Source organism: Chryseobacterium sp. GW821-FHT04C04 (genome assembly GCF_059420365.1).
In genome coordinates, this window is sequence record NZ_JBWKTO010000001.1 from 211847 (window position 1) to 230329 (window position 18483).

The following is an 18483-nucleotide window of genomic DNA, read 5'->3' on the forward strand; positions in this document are numbered from 1 at the left end:
GAATGATTTAACCTTTCAAAATTAAGAATGTCTAAAGATTATTAAATAAAAAAATGAAAAATATTATTTCAAAAGTTATATTAGGAAGTTTTGTTGTAAGTGCAGTAGGTATGGCCAATGCTCAGAAGATTGATGCTAAAGCCAAAAAGATATTAGATGATATTACAGCCAACTACAATTCTAAAAAGAATTCTTACTTCAAATTTTCTTTTGGAAGCGGTCTTAACGGACAGGTGACGAAAACGGAACCGGGTATTTATTATGTTGCCGGAGAAAAATACAAACTGAAGATCATGGATACAGAGCAGATCTTCGACGGAAACAAAATTTACAATATCAATGCTGATGATATGGAAGTAACGGTTGCTAAACCTAACGGAAGCGGCACCATGTTCTCCCCTATCAATTATCTTACAACCTACAGAAACGATTATAACGTAACGTATAATGGTAAGAAAATGGTGAATGGTGTCAATGCTGATTTTATTAAGCTTACGCCTGTAAAAGCAAACGGAATACAGTTTGTGTACATTTTTGTAGATTCTGCGAAAAAGCAGATGGTAAAACTGGAACAACACGGAAATAACAAAGATGTTGCCGTAATTGCGATTAAAGAATACAAAGAAAACCAGGAACTGGATCCTAATATGTTTGTTTTTGACAAGAATAAGTTCAAAAACTACGTAATTACAGAACTTTAAAAAGCTGAAAGTGAATTCGCAAATACGCAAATTTGCTTTTTAAATTAAAAAAATAACAAAATATAAAAAGCCACAAGTAAACTTTGTGGCTTTTTGATTAATTTTGGCGCATGTTAAAAATACTAGACCGATATATCATAAAAACCTTCTTTGGACCGTTTTTCTTTATATTCAGCGTATTGTTTTTCATTTTTATTGTAAACATTATCTGGGTTCAGTTGGGACAATTTATGGGAAAAGGGTTAAGCTACTGGCAGATCCTCAAGCTTCTTTTTTACCTTGGGGTAAACGTTATCAGTATGGTTCTACCGCTTACGATTCTCCTTGCCAGTATCATGTCATTCGGGGAATTTGGAGAACGGTATGAGCTTGCCGCGATGAAAGCAGCAGGAATTCCTTTGACAAGGGTAATGACTCCTTTGCTTGGAATTTCAACAGCACTTGCTATCATGCTCTTTTTCTTCTCTAATAATATTATCCCGGATTTTCAGAAAAAAGCCAAGAACATGCTTTTCAATATTGCCCAGACAAAGCCGGCTATCAATTTTACTCCGGGGCAGTTTATTGATCAGATTCCTGGTTATATGGTAAAATTTGATAAAATATACGGAGAAAACGGAGAAAATATTGAAGGGGTTTTTGTTCATAAAAAAGCGAATGCTTACGAAAATCAACAATCTGTAGTGGCAGAAAAAGGAAAGTTTGTTCCGGCTGCTAATAAAAACTACCTAAAGCTTGTCTTGTATAATGGATATGTATTTGAAGATGCATTCGCTGGAAAAGGTGACAATGTAAGACAGAAACAGCCTGATCAGGCTATTAAATTTGACACGCTGACTTCCCACTTCGACATCAGTGAGATCATTAATAAAGCGATCGAAAAAGAACAGATTACAGACGACTACCGTTTCCAGACGTATAACCAGCTCGATGGAACGATTGCTAAGAACAAGAAAGACAATAAGCAGTTCTTTGACAATATCGGTTCTGAGGTCCTTAACCAGACTAATTCCGTTGTTACTTATATGGATAAGGGCAACAAACATAAAGTAGCTCCCAAAACCCAGATAAAACTGGATACGGTAAAAGGTGACAAAAAACTGGAAATTATTTATAACTCCTACAACAGATTAGAAAACCTAAAATCGACTTTGGAGTCTAAAAAGAATGAGTACAGTTCCAATGTAAAATACTTCAGCAAGGTGGTAATCTATCAGCAGAGAATTGTTGCTTATTCGGTGACCTGTATCATCTTCTTCCTGATTGGAGCCAGTTTGGGGTCTATCATCAGAAAAGGAGGAATGGGGCTTCCGGTAATCATTGCGATTGTCATTTTCATTATCTTTTATGTCATGAATGTTGGGGTAGAAAACATGTCATGGAGTGGGAAAATGAACCCTTATCTTGCGGCGTGGCTTCCTAACCTGATCCTTCTTCCTTTTGGAGTATGGATGACATATAAAGCGCTTACCGATTCACAATTATTTGATGCGGAAAAATACAAAACACTATTCAAACCGATCACAAAAAGGTTTACAAAAAGTAAAGAACATCAGAGATATCAGTAATTCTGATACAAGAAATAAGATTAATAGTAAAGCTTCGATTTTTTCGGAGCTTTTTTATTGATTTTTTGTAAAACATTTAGTTTTATATTATTGAATATAAAAATTTATATTTGCTGGAATTTAAAACAAAACCATGAAGAAATTACTACTTATTGGCCTATTTGGTCTTCTTTCATTGAACGCCTATGCTCAGGATCAAGATGAAAACGGAACCTATAATAGTGAAAAATACGGATACATTATTGATAAATCAGGAAGGAAAACGGAAGGAGTTGTACAACTGCACGGAGGCTACTCCAGCCCATGGCAAAATCAGTTAAAAGTAAAATTTGCTGCAATTGCTGATATTGATAAAGTAAAAAACAAAATCAAATTTAAAACCTACGATACAGACGACATCAAAGAATATATGCTGTATGAAGGTGATACTCCAAGGATTTTTAAGTCCGTAAAATATTCCAATATGAGAGAGGCTTTAAACAGTTCTGAAAGTACAACAGGATTGGCTGCCGGCTTTAAAGCGATCAATAATCTTTCCAGAACGGATCAGTTTGCAGAAGTTATAGTAGAGGGTAAAATAACAGTTTATAAATTATATGGTTATCCTACAGCGCTTTCTGCAAACAGTACACAGGCCATCACCTATGCAGAAACAGAAAGATTAAAAGAAAACCCGAATTATATCTTTTCCAAGAAAAATGGAAAAGTAGAGGAACTGACTCCCGCAAAAGCAAAAATTATCCTTGCAGACTGCCCTTATGTAAAAGCAAAAATAACAAAAGGAGAATATGGTTCCCTGAAAAATGAGGAGAAGAAAAGAACCGGTCTAGGAAAATTTATCAGAGACGAAATCAGCAATTCTACAGTAGATAAACTTTCAATTATCAATGAAGTAATCTATGATTACAATGAGAACTGTAAGTAAAAAACATAAAGCTTTCGAATGAAAGCTTTTTTTATTCTATTACTTATTTTGTACTTTTATTAACTATCAAAACATACCCTTATTCCTCATAGTGAATCTGCTAATTTATTCGGATAAAATAAATAGATATAAAATGGTTTACAACGAACCTCTTTCAAAGAATAGTCTTGTTGTAAAAAAGATTCACTGCAAACGTTTGTTGATAAGAAAAAAATAGCTCCTCATGATAACATTCCAAGTAAGGAAATTAAGTGTAATGTAGACGAGTTGCCCAAAACCTACCAATCACTGTTAAAGCATAAATATGAAAGGATCAATAGAATGTTGTAAAGCAGCTTCTATTTATTTTAACCTGAGTTCGGGATAATAATTGAAATAACATTTGTGGAAAACAGCAACAATAATCGCATCTAAATTTATGATATTCAAATGTTTAAATAATTTATTGCTGTGGATTTGAAAAGCCATTACAAATCTTTTTATACAAATCAATCATTTTTGTAAAGAGTTTAATGTACAAATTAAAAAATGTCTGGGAAAACGAGGCAAGTCCTCAATGGGCTGGTTCTATGGTTTTAAGCTACATTTGTTATGCAATGAAAAAAGAGAACTTTTATCTTTTTATGTGACAAAAGGAAATGTGGATGATAGAAATCCAAACCATATAAAAAAGATGACCAAGCAACTGGTTTGGAAAACCATAAGTGACAAATTGAAGAATCACTGTCGGGTTGAACACACCAGACAGCGAAGTGTGAACAACTTTATAATAAATATTTTGGGAGAATTAACTGCATATTGTTTATTTCTAAAAAAACCGTCACTTAATTTGAAAAAACTAAATGACGGTCAATTATTTTTAAACTTTGCTTACGCTGAACTCAGGCTATTTTAGGTATTTTAGATATAAAGTATCAACTTTTTCATTCTTGCTATTCAATTCAAAAATTGTTGCATCATTACCTGAACACATAAAGACTTTTTTAACTTTACCTTTCGCATCTTTCAAATAATAATATACATCGCCGTTCTTTATTATCTCTACAAATTTTCCTTTTTGAATACTTTCACCTAAATGAAGCTCATATTTATGTTGTACGTACTTTCCAATAAAATGGAGTACTAATCTATCACTATCTTCAGTATTTTTTTTGCGGGTATATACCTTAGTTAAATCTGATTTTTTTTTAGCTCTTGACATAATAACATCCTCAACTTCACCATTTCTAGTTTTTGGGATATTAGTAAATGAAGTCGAAACTATTACAAAAACGAATAAATACATTGAAAACTTCAAGAGACTATTGGTTTTTAACCTTAGCAATTCACTTTTTCTCATAAAAATATTTTTTTTAAATCAAATGGTTTATAAACGCAGACTCAAAACTCATGCCATTTTTTTTGAAAAAAAGTAGATTACTTTAATAGCCTTATAAAAAATTCACAATAAAAATATTGCTCTTATTTTATTAAATAATAATAAAATTGAAAATAAACAATAATATAAACTTAAAACTGATAAACAAACGCGTTAATATTCATTCCGGCCCCTACTGAAGCAAATAACACTACATCATTTTTCTTAATCTTATGATGTTCCATTTCATCCTTTAAAATCATTGTCAACAAAGTGGGAATGGTTGCCACACTGCTGTTTCCAAGTTTATGAATAACCATAGGCATTATATTTTCAGGAACCGGTGTTTCATATAATTGATAAAACCTGCTAACGATGGCTTCATCCATTTTTTCATTCGCCTGGTGAATAATGATTTTATCCAGCTGGTCAATGGTAAAACCACTGCTATCCAGACATTTTTTCATGGCATCAGGAACATTGATTAGAGCAAACTCATATATTTTCCTGCCATCCATTTTGATGTATCGTGTATCCGGACATTTATCATTGTTGTAAGATTTTCCAAAATACAGGAAATCTTTCTCATTGAATGTATAAGAAGCCGATAAGTGGGCTTTAATACCAGAATCGTCGTCATTGTTAACTTCCAGAATAGCCGCTCCCGCTCCATCAGCATAGATCATACTATCTCTGTCGTGAATATCCACCACACGGGAAAGTGTTTCAGCACCAATCACCAAACATCGTTTTGCAATACCAGCTTTAATAAAGGCATTAGCCTGTATCACTCCTTCAATCCACCCGGGACAGCCAAAAAGAACATCATAGGCTACGCAGAAGTTATTTCTGATCCCTAATAAATGTTTTACTCTTGCTGCAAGGCTGGGTACCGAATCAGACTGAATAGCCCCGAAACGGACATCTCCGAAATTATGGGCAAATATGACATAATCTAATGTTTCAGGATCTATCCCTGCATCTTCTATTGCCGAGCGAGCGGCAATAAAGCCAAGATCTGAAGTGACCTCTGTGCTGTGGGCATATCTCCTTTCTTCAATACCTGTAATTTTTTTTAACTTGTCTGTAATGGAAGCATTATTCTCTTTTAATAATACCCCTTCTTCATTAAGAAAAATATGTTTATCAAAAAATAAATTGGTTATTGTTTCCGATGGGATGTAGTTGCCTACACCAATAATTTTAGTCATCGCTTTAGCATTTTGATTTCCAGATCATTATATAATAAATCGGAATAATTTTGTAAATATAACGATTAAAAGCTAATAATCATCATTTCTTTTTATGCAAAGAATACAGATCATCACTGATAAAAATGCAACATTCTATCATTCAATAACTTTAATTTTCAATAAAAAAACAAAAAAGATGCTGCTCAAAAAACATCCGTGAAGTTCTCTTAGTCTTGGTAGAGTGAATTGAGTGAAACAAAACCTCCTGCTACTCACAAGAGGCCCAATGAAAACAACCGAATCATTAAAGCTTCCGGCCTCATTGTTCTACAATAAAAAAATAATTTAACATATTGAAAATGTGATTTTTACAAATTCACATCTAAAAATACACTATTAAAAACGGATAATACTATAAAGATCATATTTGTTTGAAAAAGTAAATCCTCATTGAAAATATTTTCTTTTGATCTCCATCATTCACTTTATGTACAGCATAAACATAAAAAATGCTAGTATTGAACTTTAATCTACAAAAAAAAGAGGTTTTCAATGGAAACCTCTTGATTATTTTCAAATAACTGAAAATTATACTTTCATAATTTCAGCTTCTTTTGTCTTAAGATGCTCATCACAAATTTTCACATATTTATCTGTATAAGCCTGGATTTCTTCTTCCACTCCTTTTACAACATCTTCAGAAACGCCTTCTAATTTTTTAAGTTCTTTCAAACCATCTTGTCTTGCATTTCTTACGGTTACTTTAGTATTTTCAGCCTCCACTTTAGCTTGTTTTGCAAGCTCTCTTCTTCTTTCCTCTGTCAAAGGCGGAACATTCAGGATAATATTCTCTCCATTATTAGAAGGTGCAAAACCTAAATTTGAGTTGATGATCGCTTTTTCAATTGCATTGATTGCAGTTCTGTCCCAAGGTTGAATAGAGATGGTCATTGCATCCGGAACAGAAACATTCGCAACCTGGTTAATAGGAGTAGGTGCTCCGTAATATTCTACCATTACATCCTGAACCATTGCCGTAGAAGCACGTCCTGCTCTAATTCTTTGAAATGCATGATCCAAGTGCTTTACAGCTCCATCCATGTCTTGTTTTACAGATTCTAATATAAGATCTAATTCTTCCATTATTATATTAAAGTTTGATAAGTTACACATCTATTAATAAGTCTGAATATCAATTGTTTAAAATTTAAAAAAACTGTAAAAACCAGCGATTTCTTACTGTTTTAAACTATTTTTTGCTATTCAATGCTGCAAAAATAATAATTGTTTTCGAATAATAGCTATTTCCATAGATGGATTTTGTGCACTTGCTCCTACAGCATAATTGCTTGTTTGAAAACTCCCTTAAGGCCAAAAACCTGAGGTACAAATACCTATCTTATATTTTGGTTGTTTCTACTTACTGGCATATCATTTTTTATGGCTTATTTTACTATGTTCTTTTAAAGAAGTTTCTTATTGATAAATATGACGACTTATCATAAGATCTATGTTATGATAAAAAACGGGAAGTCTTACAAAAGATAATTTCTTGAAAAACAACTCTTATCATATTAAAAACTAATTTTAAACCAATCACATTATGACAAATCCATCTTTAGACGCCTATCAGCAAGTTTTTGCTATGTCAGGTCTTGCCAACCGTGCCGGAGGCTACAACGGTTTTGGTATCCAACTACAGCAACAACTTCAGTATGATTTATCTTATTATTTTAACAATGTTCCTCCGGTTAAAATAATGGACCAGAAAACCCCTTCAACAGCCAATCCTTCAGTTCTGGAAAAACTAGGAAGCTGGGATCTTGTTTGGGGCCCAGCCTTGATCGAAGAAAAAAATGAAAAGGGTGTTCCTACTGGTGTTGCAGATAATGCATTATATGTAGCTAAGTCTAATGCTGTTGCATTTCCGGGAGGTCCTACACTGCCTACGTATGTTGTAGCGATTGCAGCAACGAACCCTTCCTCCCTTTATGACTGGGAAACAGAGGATTTTTCGGTAGCTGAAGTTGTGAACTGGACAACTTACAACCCTTCCAATTTCGCTCCATCAGCGTATAATGGTACTGACCCTTATATTTCAAAAGGAACTGCTACCGGTATAAGTATCCTTCTCGGACTTGAAAGTCCGTCTTCTGCAGCTTCACCCAATACCACACTGCAGCAATTTCTTGCAGGCTTAAATCCGGAGCCGGGTACAGCTATTATATTTTGCGGACATAGTCTTGCAGGAGCCTTATCTCCTACTCTTGCTCTTTATCTTAAAGAAAATAACGATCTAAATGCTTTCGGGGTAACGCTTGTATATCCTACCGCCGGACCAACACCGGGTGAGGCAGCATTTGCCAATCTGTTCAATAGTAAATTTCCACCGTTGCCTCCAGGATGGCAGCAACAAACAGGCCCTTACCAAAGCTGGAATACGATGCACTGGAATGATCTGGACGTTGTACCTCATGCATGGCCGGTATCAGAACTTGGGAAAATCGCAACTATATATGGCCAGGCCCCTACCCATATGACGGCCTCCATATTAAAGGCCTTACAAACGATGGCTATTGCCGATTCTTCAAATTCAAAAGCCAGTTATACAAGAATACAAAACCAATCGCTTCCAGGTCAACTCCAACACTTAAGCAGCTCCTCTATTAGCATCAAAACACCTCCTGAGACTTTGCAAGACTACATGCTCCAGTTATCAGTACAACATGTGGGGATGTATAATGGTATTCCTGCAATAGGGCCTAATCCACCAGTAAAAGGTCTTATTTTACAACAGCCATTACCCAAACCAGACGTTTTGAAGCTGGTACCGGGAGTAACTGCTGTCTCCGAATTTGAAATGATTATGAAAATAATAAGTCAGATCATTGGGTGGATTTCTTCTAATTATGTTTTGGTTGAAAAGGAAAGTGCCACACAAAATGTTGAAGCAGACCAATAAGTATTAAAACTATTATAAAAACAGAAACACCTGCCACGCTAATCGTGGCAGGTGTTTATTATATTTTTTTCAGCTAACGTTGATTATAAATCAACCAAAGTACCTACATTTTCTCCGTCTACAATTTTTTCTAAATTCCCGTCTTTATTCATATCGAATACGATGATAGGTAATTTGTTTTCGTGGCTTAGAGTAAAGGCAGTCATATCCATTACTTTAAGGTTCTTTTCAAATACTTCATCAAAAGATAATGAATTGTATTTTACAGCATCGGCATTCTTCTCAGGATCGCTGTCATAGATTCCGTCTACTCTTGTTCCTTTTAAGATTACATCAGCACCTATTTCGATGGCTCTTAAAGTAGCAGCGGTATCTGTTGTAAAATAAGGGTTTCCTGTTCCTGCTCCGAAGATCACTACTCTTCCTTTTTCAAGGTGTCTTACTGCTCTTCTTTTGATGAAAGGCTCAGCTACTTTATCCATTTCGATAGCAGACTGAAGTCTTGTCTTGATTCCTGCATCTTCCAAAGCTCCCTGTAAAGCCATTCCATTGATTACAGTTGCCAGCATTCCCATATAATCTCCCTGCACTCTGTCCATTCCTTTTGCAGCTCCTGCTACACCACGGAAGATATTTCCTCCTCCAATCACGATCGCCACTTCACAGCCTTTTTCTACTACTGTTTTGATCTCAGCAGCATATTCTTGCAGCCTTTCGTTATCAATACCGTATTGTCTGTTTCCCATTAAGGCCTCACCGCTTAGTTTCAGAAGGATTCTTTTATATTTCATCTTTTATTTTTAGTAACTTTTTATTAGTATGGGTCTCCCCTGAATTTGATTTTGCAAATATAATCATTAAAGATATTGATAGAAGAAAAATATTTAAATAGAAATAATGTAAGAAATATTTTGAAAAGTACGAAAAAGGATTATTTTTGCATTAATTATAAATTGAGTTGAAGAAAATTATCATTTTTTCATTATTTCTATCAGGAATTGTTTCTTATGCACAAACAGGAACAAATGTTTATCCGTTCTTAAATGTACCTGTATCTGCAAGACAGGCTGCTTTGGGTGGAGATGCAATTTCGATAAGAGATTATGATGTTTCCTTTGCTATTGCAAACCCTGCCCTGTTAAATAAAGATTCCGACAAACAGCTTTCCGTCAACGCAACGGCTTATCTTGCCGATTCGAAATACGGTACTATTGCTTATGCCAAAGACTTTGAAAATGGCCACATGGCTACCATCAATGCCCGATATATGAGCTATGGAAGTATTCCAAGAACGGATGAAAGTGGTTTTGAAAATGGAGAATTCAAAGCTTCGGATGTCGCTATTGGTGCAGGCTATGCCTACCAGTTTGAAGAAGACTGGACGATTGGTGGAGGACTTAATTTTGTTACCTCAAAAATTGACAACTATACTTCTTCCGCTATTTCAGGAACTGCGGGAGTTACCTATCATAATAAAAAGACCAAAGAAGTACTTTCTCTTGTTATGAGAAATTTTGGTTTCCAGTTGAAATCATTCAACGGGGAAAGGGAAAACCTTCCTTTCAGAATTGATTTGGGATATACCAAAATAATAAAGAACTTCCCTCTTGCGATCACGATTACAGCACACGATCTTCAGAAATTCGATATTTCTTCCGAATATAATCTTGACGGACAGAAAGTGAATGCCGGCAGAAAAATTGCAGATCACTTTTCATTGGGAGCAGAGTTGTTTCCGGAAAAGAATTTCAATATCAGATTGGGATACAATGTGAAAAGAGGAAATGAACTGGCTGTTGCAGATCAAAGAAACTTCTCAGGACTTTCTGCCGGATTTGGAGTTAAAGTTTCCAGATTCCGTATCGATTATGCCCACGTAAGATATCACAACTCTTCGAACGTCAATCAGATAGGGATTTCCATGGACCTTTCCAGCCACAGAGGAGAATAATCTGCCTGGAAGAAAATTTCTTAATTATTCTGATTTTTTTTTACTTCCCCTTGATTTTTAAGAAAAAATCTTGAAATTTGCAGTATGAAAAAACCTGTAATTGCTATCGATGGGTACTCGTCTACCGGAAAAAGTTCTATCTCCAAAATCATTGCTGATAAACTTGGACTTATTCATATGGATACAGGGGCACTTTACAGAGGAGTTACCTGGTATGCATTGCAGCATTGTCTGAATGAAAACAGCGAGATTGATCTCAACAGATTATTCTCTTCTTTAGACCAGATCAAACTTGAATTCAAAAACAACGACGGAACTCTTATTCTTTTCCTGAACGATATTGATATTTCTAAAGATATCCGCACCAATATAGTATCTGACAATGTAAGCCTGGTTGCCAAGCAGAAAGAGGTAAGAGACTTTTTGCTGCAATCACAACGTTCTTTGGCAGAAAAAGGCGGTGTTATTATGGACGGACGTGACATAGGGACAGTAGTTCTGCCAAATGCGGACTATAAATTCTTCCTTACTGCCAGTATTGACGAAAGAACCAACAGGAGATTTCTGGAATTAAAAGGACTGGGAATTGAAGCAGATAAAGAGCAGGTAAAGCAGAACCTTATTGAAAGAGACAAGATCGATAGCGAGCGTGAAATAGCCCCATTGAAGCAGGCTGAGGACGCTATTGTTATTGATAACTCAGCATTAACCAAAGAAGAAACTATAGATCTTATTTTATCTCACATTGAAAAGATTTAACAATTTTTAATAGGCATAAAGCCTCCTTTGGTATACAAATTGTAAGTTTTATTACTGTAAAAACTAATCTTATTATTAATTATTAAAAAACTTAAAATGTCTAGAAAAGAAAATAATACAGCGGGTATATTGGCAGGACTTCTTGCAGGTGCTGCGGCAGGTGTAATCTTAGGAATGTTATACGCACCGGAAGAAGGTAAAGAAACCAGAAAAAAAATTAAAAATAAAGCAAATGATCTTAAAGATCAGGCTAAAGATAAATACGGAGAGGTTTCTGAAAAAGTGAAAGACCAGTACAGCAATATTTCTTCTACTTTCAAAGAAACGGCAAGCACCGTGGCACATACTGTGAAAGATGGATATGACAAATACAAAGATCAAATTGTTGCTAAAACGGCAGATGTAGTAAAGGATGTAGAAGCAGAATTGAATGATCTAAAAAAATAAGTAATTTATCTTTTTTAAGTAAATTACAGAAAGGAACTTTTGTGAGAAAGTTCCTTTTTTTGTAACTTTAAAAAAAAACAATGATAGAAACTATTAAAGAATATGCCTCCAAGAGAATAGATCTTCTGAAAATTGAAGCTACTGAAAAGTCATCTCTTTCTGCTGGTCTCATTACCTACTTTGTAGTACTCCTTGTTGCTTTTGCTTTTTTTATTATCCTTTTCAATTTTGGAATAGCCTTTCTTATCGGAAAAGCACTGGATAATTACTCCTACGGATTCTTAATTGTTGCTGCATTTTATGCACTTGTAATGGCCTTTGTCATTGCCTTCAAAAATAAGATTGTCAATGCTGTTGCAGATCAGGTTATTAAATTTTTAAATCATTAAACTATGGGCAGAAAATACGAAAGCATAGAAGAATTAAGAAGAAAGAAAAAACTGCTTCAAGGGGAAATAAGTGATCTGGAAAATCTTCTTACCTTCAAAAACACGAAGGAAAGCTTAAGTGCATTTACCAATGGTTTAAGTGATCAGTATCTGCAGGAAAAGGTAGATGAAGATGGTGATGAGAAAGTGGTATTGAGAAAAGATGTCATTGCCAGACAACTGACTTCAGAAGTAAAAGACCTTCTGATCAACAAAAACACAGCCGTAGGGCTTGCAAGTTCCGCCTTCAAAGGAGGAAATATTACAGACAGCCTCGTTAAGCTGGGAGTTACCGCTATCGTTGGAAACTATGCCAAAAACAATATGAAAAGCTCCAATTGGAAGAAAAAACTGATTGGTGCTGCATTGATTTATCTTGCTCCTATAGCACTGAAGTATGTCAGAAAAAAGATGGAAGTATATCAGAAGAATAAAAGTGTTTCCAGTTTGGAACAATTGATATAAAAGTTAGAGGTTAGAAACTAGAAGTTAGAGAATATCCCGTGATTTACATTCATTTCTAACCTCTAGTTTTTAGCTTTTATTTTGAAAATAACTGTCCCAAAATAATTCCGGCAGCCATAGATACATTCAGGCTTTCTGTAGACTGGGATTTTCCAAACCTCGGAATACTGATACTTTTTTGCAGAAGTTTCTCTGTTTCCGGCCTCATTCCGTTTCCTTCGTTTCCTAAAATCAGATTAATCTTTTCCGGTTTTTCAAAAGTATAGATATTCTCCCCTTCCATATCCGTTCCGACATTTACATTTTCTGTTTTAGAAAGATATTCTACAAGATCGGTATAAACGACATTAACTCTGGTAAAAGACCCCATGGTGGCCTGAATCACTTTTGGATTGTAGAAATCCACCGTGTCTTCACTACAGATAATCTGTTCAATTCCGAACCAATCCGCCAGTCGTATAATTGTTCCTAAATTCCCCGGATCCTGTATCCCATCCAAAATCAACTGTATATTCTTATCTCCCATTTTTTCTTCCTCAGCAAGATAACATACCGCTATGGAATCTTTTGGAGTTTTAAGGAAACTAATTTTTTTCAATTCATTTTCAGAGATATGAGTAATAGGAATATCAGTCCGGTCCAATTTTTGCGGATCGGTTGATAATATTTCTTTAACTTTAAAGTTAGAATTAAAAAGTTCACAAATGATTTTATTACCTTCAACCAAAAACAAATTGTATTTTTGTCTGAACTTCTTTTTATCTAAAGATTGTAAAACTTTTATTGTATGAGCTGTAAGCATTATAAGAATTCTCCTCAAAAATATTATAAAATTATCTCATTTGCAACATTTGTTGGTCTCCTTTATGCTTGTAGTACGACAAAAAAAGTTCCTGAGGGCGAATACCTCCTTACCAAGAACAATTTAGCGTTCGAGGATAAGAGAGAATTTTTTGACGAAGAGCTCAAAGATTACATTCAGCAGAAACCCAACAAAAAGCAATTTCTCTTCATGCCATTGAGTCTCCTTTTATACAATATGGCTCAGCCGAAATATGACACCATACTTAATGAATATATGACCTATCCCGGTGAGATGAGAAATCAGAAGCTGAGAGACTCTTTATTCCTTAAATACAACATGAAAAGCAGTGTTGGAAAAAGTCTCCTTTTTGATCGTTTATTGCACAATTGGGGAACACCACCGGTAATTCTTGATCAAACAAGAAGTGAAAAAAGTGCTGAATCTATTAAAAAAAGACTTACCTACAGAGGATATTGGGATGCTGACGTAACATTCAAACATTCCCTGGACTCTGCGTCTAAAAAAGCATCTGTTAATTATTCTATTAAACATAACGAGCCTACCCGGATTAAGGATTATTATTACAATATTCCGGATCAGGGAATCAAGGGCTACTACAACTATAATCTGAACAGAAGTCTTGTGAGATCCGGGCATATCCTGGATCAGACTGTATTGGAAAGAGAAGTAACCAGGATTACTGACCTGATGAGAGAGTTTGGATTCTATAAATTCAACGCCTTCAATGATGAGGTCTATTTTGTTGCGGATTCTCTTAAAAGCAAAAAACAGGTTCCTTTGACATTGGAAATTCATAAAGATTCACTGGACACGCCTTATAAGATTGCCACTTTTGGAAATATTGATGTTGCCATCGTTGATGAACCTGGTGACTACCCTAAAAACACCAGGAAAGACAGCTTAAGAAGAATAAGGTTTCATACACTAAATGATAAATATAAGCTTTCATCTATATGGAGAGCTATTATTCCGGACAGTAAAAAGGTTTTTGACCAAACCAAGCTGGACATTACCAAGAGAAACCTTTTAGCGATGAACAACTTTAGTATCGTCAAGGCAAGAGATTCTCTGAGACAAGGTGGAATGACTTCTCCTAATGACAGCATCGTCGATGTTTTATATGTATTGAAACCACTTCCGAAATATGAGCTTAAAGTGGGGACAGATGTTAATTATTCTCAAATTTTGAATCTCGGAATCTCTCCATCTGTAGACCTTACTACCCGAAATATTTTTAAAGGAGCAGAAAACCTTTCTACAAGCCTTTCAGGAACATTTGGTTCTATCAGAAGTACGAAGGATATTGATAAAAGAGTGGCTGCCTATGAAATATCAGCACAGGCCTCTCTGAATTTCCCGAGACTGCTGCTTCCTTTTAATTATTATAAATTCATCCCTAAGCGATACACTCCTACTTCATCTATTCTGCTGGGAGCATCCATACAGAACAATATTGGTTTGGGAAGGGTTATCTTTAATACAGGACTGAATTACCAGGCAAGTGTCAATGATCAGGTATATCATAAGCTTACCTTATTCAATACTCAGGTCAGTTTGACTAAAAATAAAGATGCATACTACGATTACTTTGTGAATGACGGAAAGGTAAAAGATGAAGTTTTCGGAAATTATTTTATGTTTAACCCGGAAACGGCACAAACCGGACAAGATTATAAAAATGGAAAACTTACTGTAGATGAAGTTTCCAAAAAGATCATTGAGAATGATGCTTACCATGGAAGTCTCAATCAGCAGGGATTAGATCTTTTAACGGCATTTACCGGAACCCTGGTCAACAAAGACAGACAAACTCAGGATGTCCTTATTTCTTCAATGATCTATAACTTTGTATACAGTGAAATCGGAAAAAAAGAATATCCAAATGCATTTTATTTTAATGGAAAAGTTGAGCTTGCAGGTAACATCTTAAGTTTATTCAATAAAAAAGATAACGGCGGAGGTATTGTTACCGGCCCGCAAAGAACCATTTTCGGACTGCCTTATGCACAGTTTGTAAAATTTGATATTGATACAAGAAAATATTTCAAGTTTAATGGAAACCAGACATTGGTACTGCGCCAGTTTATCGGAGTTGGAATACCCTATGGAAACTCTGGCGATATGCCGATTATCAAATCTTACTTCAACGGAGGTTCCAACGATATCAGGGCATGGGTAGCCTTTGGAGGATTAGGTCCTGCAGATTCTCAGGTGGATGAAAGAGTCCGCACCTATATGACAGACAATTTAAAGCTTACTACCAATATTGAATATAGAATTCCTTTCAATAAAACGTATGAGGGGGCTTTATTTACAGATATCGGAAATACATGGAGTCTTCGTAACTATAATGACGGATTTGGAGATGAATTTAAATTCAATAAGTTCTGGAAACAGGTGGGTATCGGAAGCGGGTTCGGATTAAGATTAAACATAGCTTATGTTACCGCCAGAATTGACCTTGCCTATAAGATCTATGATCCGAATAAACCTGAAGGAGACCGATGGAGATTTAAAAATTTCCAACCTTTCAAACCAACAGTCAATATTGCGTTCGGATATCCTTTCTAATCCGGAGAAACGCCTAAAATAAAATACACTACAGCAATCACACGGGCGAGGATTTCTCTCGCCTGATTTCTGTAAAAGCTTTCAGATTTTGTTACATCCTGAGCATCAAATCCCAACGCATTCATATCATTATTTCTCGCAAAAAACAACGCTCTTAGGTTGTGAAATCCCTGAGATACGATAATGACATTTTTCTTTTTATAAACATCCTTACAACGAAGAATACTTTTATAAGTATTGAAGCCCTTTGGATCTTCCTCAATAATATCTTCCGGAACACCCTCCTGGTAGATCAGGTAGTTTTTCATCGCTCCCGGTTCATTGTATCCCTTACTCTTCTCCCCGCTCACAATAATTTTTTTGATTTTACCATGATGGTAGAGAAGCGCTGCCGCATCCATTCTTTTCGTAAAGTAGGGATTCGATTTTCCGGATCTCATTTTAGGAGATGTTCCCAAAACCAAAGCAACTTCTCTGGGGGGAATTTTTGATATTTTGGTATAGGTTCGCCCGTTGGTAAGACCAAATACCCATACATTACAGAAACATATCATTAGAATTCCCAATTCCAATGATATAAAGCCAAGGTTAAATATGTTCCTAATAATTCTCAACTAAGATCAAAGTTAAGCTTTATTTTTTTACTTTTCACAATAGACATGCAAGCTAAAATATGCCCTTGCTCTTCTTCCTTTTCGGTAAGATATTCATTTTCCAATAGTTCCACTTCTCCTTCATCCAAAGAACATTCACAGCTTCCACAAATTCCAGACTTACAGGAATAAGGAACCGGAAACTTCTGAATCAAAAGTTGTTGAAGGATTTTATCCTTATTATCAGGAAGTTGAGCCGTGTATTTCTTGCCGAATATTGTAAACTCCACTTCTATATTTTCAATCAGAGGGAATTCTCTTTCTACAGGATAAATATCATCATTAAATTCTTCAAAAAGCTCAAAATGGATATTTTTCTTTGGAATCCCGTGGTGATAGCAGGCATTAGCCAATGTTTTGATCATCTCTCCTTTTCCACAGATCAGCACTTCATCTACAGCATCCCAGATTGTAGACTCTTCGTCCGTATCATCCAAATGAAGGATTTGATTGATGATAAGGTGCAATTTCTTTTCATCTAATCTGCCGTAAAAGAACTGATCTCCTGTTTTCTCCTGTGAAAAAAAGTAAAATATCTGAAGCCTGTCTCCGAAAGTTCTGGCAAGATGATCCAACTGTTCGCGATAGACCAGCTCATCGGAGCTTTTATTTCCGAAAAACAAAAACAACCTCGTTCTCGGTTCGGTATGAAGAATATTTTTAAAATGGCTCAAAATAGGAGTAATTCCTATACCAGCAGAGAAAGCAACAATTGTTCTGAATTCACTTGGCTTGGACACCAATGTAAATCTTCCGGCAGGTTCACTCACCCAAAGCTTGTCACCAGCCTTATAATTTTCAAACAGCTGAGAAGTTGCACCATCAGAGGAATTTATCTTTATTCCAAGACTTATTTTACCCTCATAAGGAGCCGAAGTCATTGAATAATCATTAATAACCTCTTTCCCATGTGATTGAAATCGTATACTGACGAACTGCCCGGCCTCAAACCTGAAATTTTCTTTTAAATTCTCAGGAATATCGAACTCCAGAGAAAAAGTATTTTTGGTCAGCTCTTCCTTTTTCGCTATTTTTAACGGATGAAACTGTATTAGTTTCCCTTTATAGATTTGTTGTTCCATAACTTCAATTCAAAAATAGATAAAAAATAATTTATGAAGAAGATAATTTTATCCACGTTACTTCTTACTGCACTGTACAGCTGTAAAAAAGAAGGTCAGAAAACTGAAAACACAGCAGCTACAGATTCTCTTTCAGTATCTCAAACTACAGATACTAAGGAAAGTACAGAACTTCCTAAAGAACTTTCCCCTGAAAATGTAAGCCTGCACTTAGCCAAAAATAATGATACATTATATGTTACCAATTTTTTTGCCACCTGGTGTGGTCCATGTATGAGAGAAATTCCAAGCTTTAAAAGTAAAATGGAGGAATTGAAAGGGAAACCCGTAAAATTCACTTTCGTAAATCTTGATGATAAGACAGAATGGGCTGGTGCTGTTAAAAATTTTGCAACAGAAAACAAGTTAGGAGGGAATATTATCTTGCTGGATGGACAAAAATTAGATCAAAACTTCTTTCATAATAACTTCAAGCAATGGGACGGAGGTTCTATCCCTTTTACTTTCATGAGAAAAGGAGATAAAACCGATGAATATCTGGGAATGATGACGGAAGATGTATTGAATTCAAAAATCGATTCTTTCTTACAATAAA

19 protein-coding genes are annotated in these 18483 nt (G+C 35.3%); 12 read left to right on the plus strand and 7 right to left on the minus strand.

Features of this window, described 5'->3' with window-relative positions:
* Positions 1-53 precede the first annotated feature (53 nt).
* The 4 genes from lolA1 (at position 54) to AC07UM_RS01025 (ending at position 4089) form a co-directional block, all read left to right on the plus strand.
* On the plus strand, positions 54-701 hold the full coding sequence (lolA1, locus tag AC07UM_RS01010) for an outer membrane lipoprotein periplasmic chaperone LolA1 (protein WP_109738988.1): 648 nt from the start codon (positions 54-56) through the stop codon (positions 699-701).
* A 110-nt stretch (positions 702-811) separates the two neighbouring features.
* Positions 812-2269, plus strand: coding sequence for an LptF/LptG family permease (locus AC07UM_RS01015; RefSeq protein WP_109738989.1), 1458 nt, complete (start codon positions 812-814; stop codon positions 2267-2269).
* A gap of 133 nt (positions 2270-2402) precedes the next feature.
* Positions 2403-3194 (plus strand): hypothetical protein, encoded by a 792-nt coding sequence (locus tag AC07UM_RS01020; RefSeq protein ID WP_494682881.1) that lies wholly within the window; start codon positions 2403-2405, stop codon positions 3192-3194.
* A 481-nt stretch (positions 3195-3675) separates the two neighbouring features.
* A complete protein-coding gene (locus AC07UM_RS01025; RefSeq protein ID WP_494683064.1) occupies positions 3676-4089 on the plus strand; it encodes a transposase in 414 nt (137 codons plus the stop codon).
* On the opposite strand, the gene AC07UM_RS01030 is transcribed toward AC07UM_RS01025, so the two are convergent.
* The 3 genes from AC07UM_RS01030 to frr form a co-directional block, all read right to left on the minus strand.
* Complete coding sequence (locus AC07UM_RS01030) at positions 4081-4533, minus strand: hypothetical protein (RefSeq protein ID WP_494682880.1); 453 nt, start codon at positions 4531-4533, stop codon at positions 4081-4083. The two genes, AC07UM_RS01025 and AC07UM_RS01030, sit on opposite strands and share 9 nt — an antisense overlap.
* A gap of 170 nt (positions 4534-4703) precedes the next feature.
* Positions 4704-5762 (minus strand): 3-oxoacyl-ACP synthase III family protein, encoded by a 1059-nt coding sequence (locus tag AC07UM_RS01035; protein WP_494682879.1) that lies wholly within the window; start codon positions 5760-5762, stop codon positions 4704-4706.
* Positions 5763-6332: 570 nt separating this feature from the next.
* On the minus strand, positions 6333-6887 hold the full coding sequence (gene frr / locus AC07UM_RS01040) for a ribosome recycling factor (protein ID WP_494682878.1): 555 nt from the start codon (positions 6885-6887) through the stop codon (positions 6333-6335).
* 460 nt (positions 6888-7347) lie between these two features.
* Here frr and AC07UM_RS01045 point away from each other — a divergent pair, with 460 nt between their 5' ends.
* The gene (locus tag AC07UM_RS01045) at positions 7348-8706 is read left to right on the plus strand and encodes a lipase family protein (RefSeq protein WP_494682877.1); all 1359 of its coding nucleotides are present in this window, start codon (positions 7348-7350) and stop codon (positions 8704-8706) included.
* Positions 8707-8789: 83 nt separating this feature from the next.
* On the opposite strand, the gene pyrH is transcribed toward AC07UM_RS01045, so the two are convergent.
* Positions 8790-9497 carry a UMP kinase gene (gene pyrH / locus AC07UM_RS01050; RefSeq protein WP_109738992.1) on the minus strand — a complete coding sequence of 236 codons (708 nt, stop codon included), beginning with the start codon at positions 9495-9497 and terminating at the stop codon, positions 8790-8792.
* 167 nt (positions 9498-9664) lie between these two features.
* On the opposite strand from pyrH, the gene porQ reads away from it, so the two are divergent.
* From porQ to AC07UM_RS01075, 5 genes are all read left to right on the plus strand, one after another.
* A complete protein-coding gene (porQ, locus tag AC07UM_RS01055) occupies positions 9665-10657 on the plus strand; it encodes a type IX secretion system protein PorQ (RefSeq protein ID WP_494682876.1) in 993 nt (330 codons plus the stop codon).
* Positions 10658-10741: 84 nt separating this feature from the next.
* Entirely contained in the window at positions 10742-11416 is a 675-nt protein-coding gene (gene cmk, locus AC07UM_RS01060; RefSeq protein WP_124531164.1) for a (d)CMP kinase, read from the plus strand.
* A 96-nt stretch (positions 11417-11512) separates the two neighbouring features.
* A complete protein-coding gene (locus AC07UM_RS01065; protein WP_494682875.1) occupies positions 11513-11863 on the plus strand; it encodes a YtxH domain-containing protein in 351 nt (116 codons plus the stop codon).
* An 80-nt stretch (positions 11864-11943) separates the two neighbouring features.
* Positions 11944-12252: a phage holin family protein gene (locus AC07UM_RS01070; protein ID WP_103234809.1), complete on the plus strand. Its 309-nt coding sequence runs from the start codon at positions 11944-11946 to the stop codon at positions 12250-12252.
* 3 nt (positions 12253-12255) lie between these two features.
* Entirely contained in the window at positions 12256-12756 is a 501-nt protein-coding gene (locus AC07UM_RS01075; RefSeq protein WP_494682874.1) for a phosphoribosyl-ATP pyrophosphatase, read from the plus strand.
* Positions 12757-12832: 76 nt separating this feature from the next.
* Here the strand turns inward: AC07UM_RS01075 and AC07UM_RS01080 are convergent, their stop codons facing one another.
* The gene (locus tag AC07UM_RS01080; protein WP_494682873.1) at positions 12833-13558 is read right to left on the minus strand and encodes a TrmH family RNA methyltransferase; all 726 of its coding nucleotides are present in this window, start codon (positions 13556-13558) and stop codon (positions 12833-12835) included.
* Here AC07UM_RS01080 and tamL point away from each other — a divergent pair.
* Positions 13544-16153, plus strand: coding sequence for a translocation and assembly module lipoprotein TamL (tamL, locus tag AC07UM_RS01085; RefSeq protein WP_494682872.1), 2610 nt, complete (start codon positions 13544-13546; stop codon positions 16151-16153). The two genes, AC07UM_RS01080 and tamL, sit on opposite strands and share 15 nt — an antisense overlap.
* Here tamL and AC07UM_RS01090 read toward each other — a convergent pair.
* Together AC07UM_RS01090 and AC07UM_RS01095 are read right to left on the minus strand one after the other, a co-directional pair.
* Complete coding sequence (locus tag AC07UM_RS01090) at positions 16150-16707, minus strand: SanA/YdcF family protein (protein ID WP_394337108.1); 558 nt, start codon at positions 16705-16707, stop codon at positions 16150-16152. The genes tamL and AC07UM_RS01090 overlap by 4 nt on opposite strands.
* A gap of 56 nt (positions 16708-16763) precedes the next feature.
* On the minus strand, positions 16764-17888 hold the full coding sequence (locus tag AC07UM_RS01095) for a 2Fe-2S iron-sulfur cluster-binding protein (RefSeq protein ID WP_494682871.1): 1125 nt from the start codon (positions 17886-17888) through the stop codon (positions 16764-16766).
* Positions 17889-17921: 33 nt separating this feature from the next.
* Here AC07UM_RS01095 and AC07UM_RS01100 point away from each other — a divergent pair, with 33 nt between their 5' ends.
* The gene (locus AC07UM_RS01100; RefSeq protein WP_494682870.1) at positions 17922-18482 is read left to right on the plus strand and encodes a TlpA family protein disulfide reductase; all 561 of its coding nucleotides are present in this window, start codon (positions 17922-17924) and stop codon (positions 18480-18482) included.
* Position 18483 lies beyond the last annotated feature (1 nt).

Excerpts from the sequence above, each read along its gene's own strand:
- tamL (WP_494682872.1), top strand. The coding sequence starts at position 13,544 with ATGAGCTGTAAGCATTATAAGAATTCTCCTCAAAAATATTATAAAATT.
- pyrH (WP_109738992.1), bottom strand. The coding sequence starts at position 9,497 with ATGAAATATAAAAGAATCCTTCTGAAACTAAGCGGTGAGGCCTTAATG.
- AC07UM_RS01095 (WP_494682871.1), bottom strand. The coding sequence starts at position 17,888 with ATGGAACAACAAATCTATAAAGGGAAACTAATACAGTTTCATCCGTTA.
- AC07UM_RS01065 (WP_494682875.1), top strand. The coding sequence starts at position 11,513 with ATGTCTAGAAAAGAAAATAATACAGCGGGTATATTGGCAGGACTTCTT.
- AC07UM_RS01015 (WP_109738989.1), top strand. The coding sequence starts at position 812 with ATGTTAAAAATACTAGACCGATATATCATAAAAACCTTCTTTGGACCG.
- AC07UM_RS01090 (WP_394337108.1), bottom strand. The coding sequence starts at position 16,707 with ATGATATGTTTCTGTAATGTATGGGTATTTGGTCTTACCAACGGGCGA.
- cmk (WP_124531164.1), top strand. The coding sequence starts at position 10,742 with ATGAAAAAACCTGTAATTGCTATCGATGGGTACTCGTCTACCGGAAAA.
- AC07UM_RS01070 (WP_103234809.1), top strand. The coding sequence starts at position 11,944 with ATGATAGAAACTATTAAAGAATATGCCTCCAAGAGAATAGATCTTCTG.
- AC07UM_RS01075 (WP_494682874.1), top strand. The coding sequence starts at position 12,256 with ATGGGCAGAAAATACGAAAGCATAGAAGAATTAAGAAGAAAGAAAAAA.
- frr (WP_494682878.1), bottom strand. The coding sequence starts at position 6,887 with ATGGAAGAATTAGATCTTATATTAGAATCTGTAAAACAAGACATGGAT.
- AC07UM_RS01020 (WP_494682881.1), top strand. The coding sequence starts at position 2,403 with ATGAAGAAATTACTACTTATTGGCCTATTTGGTCTTCTTTCATTGAAC.
- lolA1 (WP_109738988.1), top strand. The coding sequence starts at position 54 with ATGAAAAATATTATTTCAAAAGTTATATTAGGAAGTTTTGTTGTAAGT.
- AC07UM_RS01035 (WP_494682879.1), bottom strand. The coding sequence starts at position 5,762 with ATGACTAAAATTATTGGTGTAGGCAACTACATCCCATCGGAAACAATA.
- AC07UM_RS01030 (WP_494682880.1), bottom strand. The coding sequence starts at position 4,533 with ATGAGAAAAAGTGAATTGCTAAGGTTAAAAACCAATAGTCTCTTGAAG.
- AC07UM_RS01080 (WP_494682873.1), bottom strand. The coding sequence starts at position 13,558 with ATGCTTACAGCTCATACAATAAAAGTTTTACAATCTTTAGATAAAAAG.
- AC07UM_RS01100 (WP_494682870.1), top strand. The coding sequence starts at position 17,922 with ATGAAGAAGATAATTTTATCCACGTTACTTCTTACTGCACTGTACAGC.
- AC07UM_RS01045 (WP_494682877.1), top strand. The coding sequence starts at position 7,348 with ATGACAAATCCATCTTTAGACGCCTATCAGCAAGTTTTTGCTATGTCA.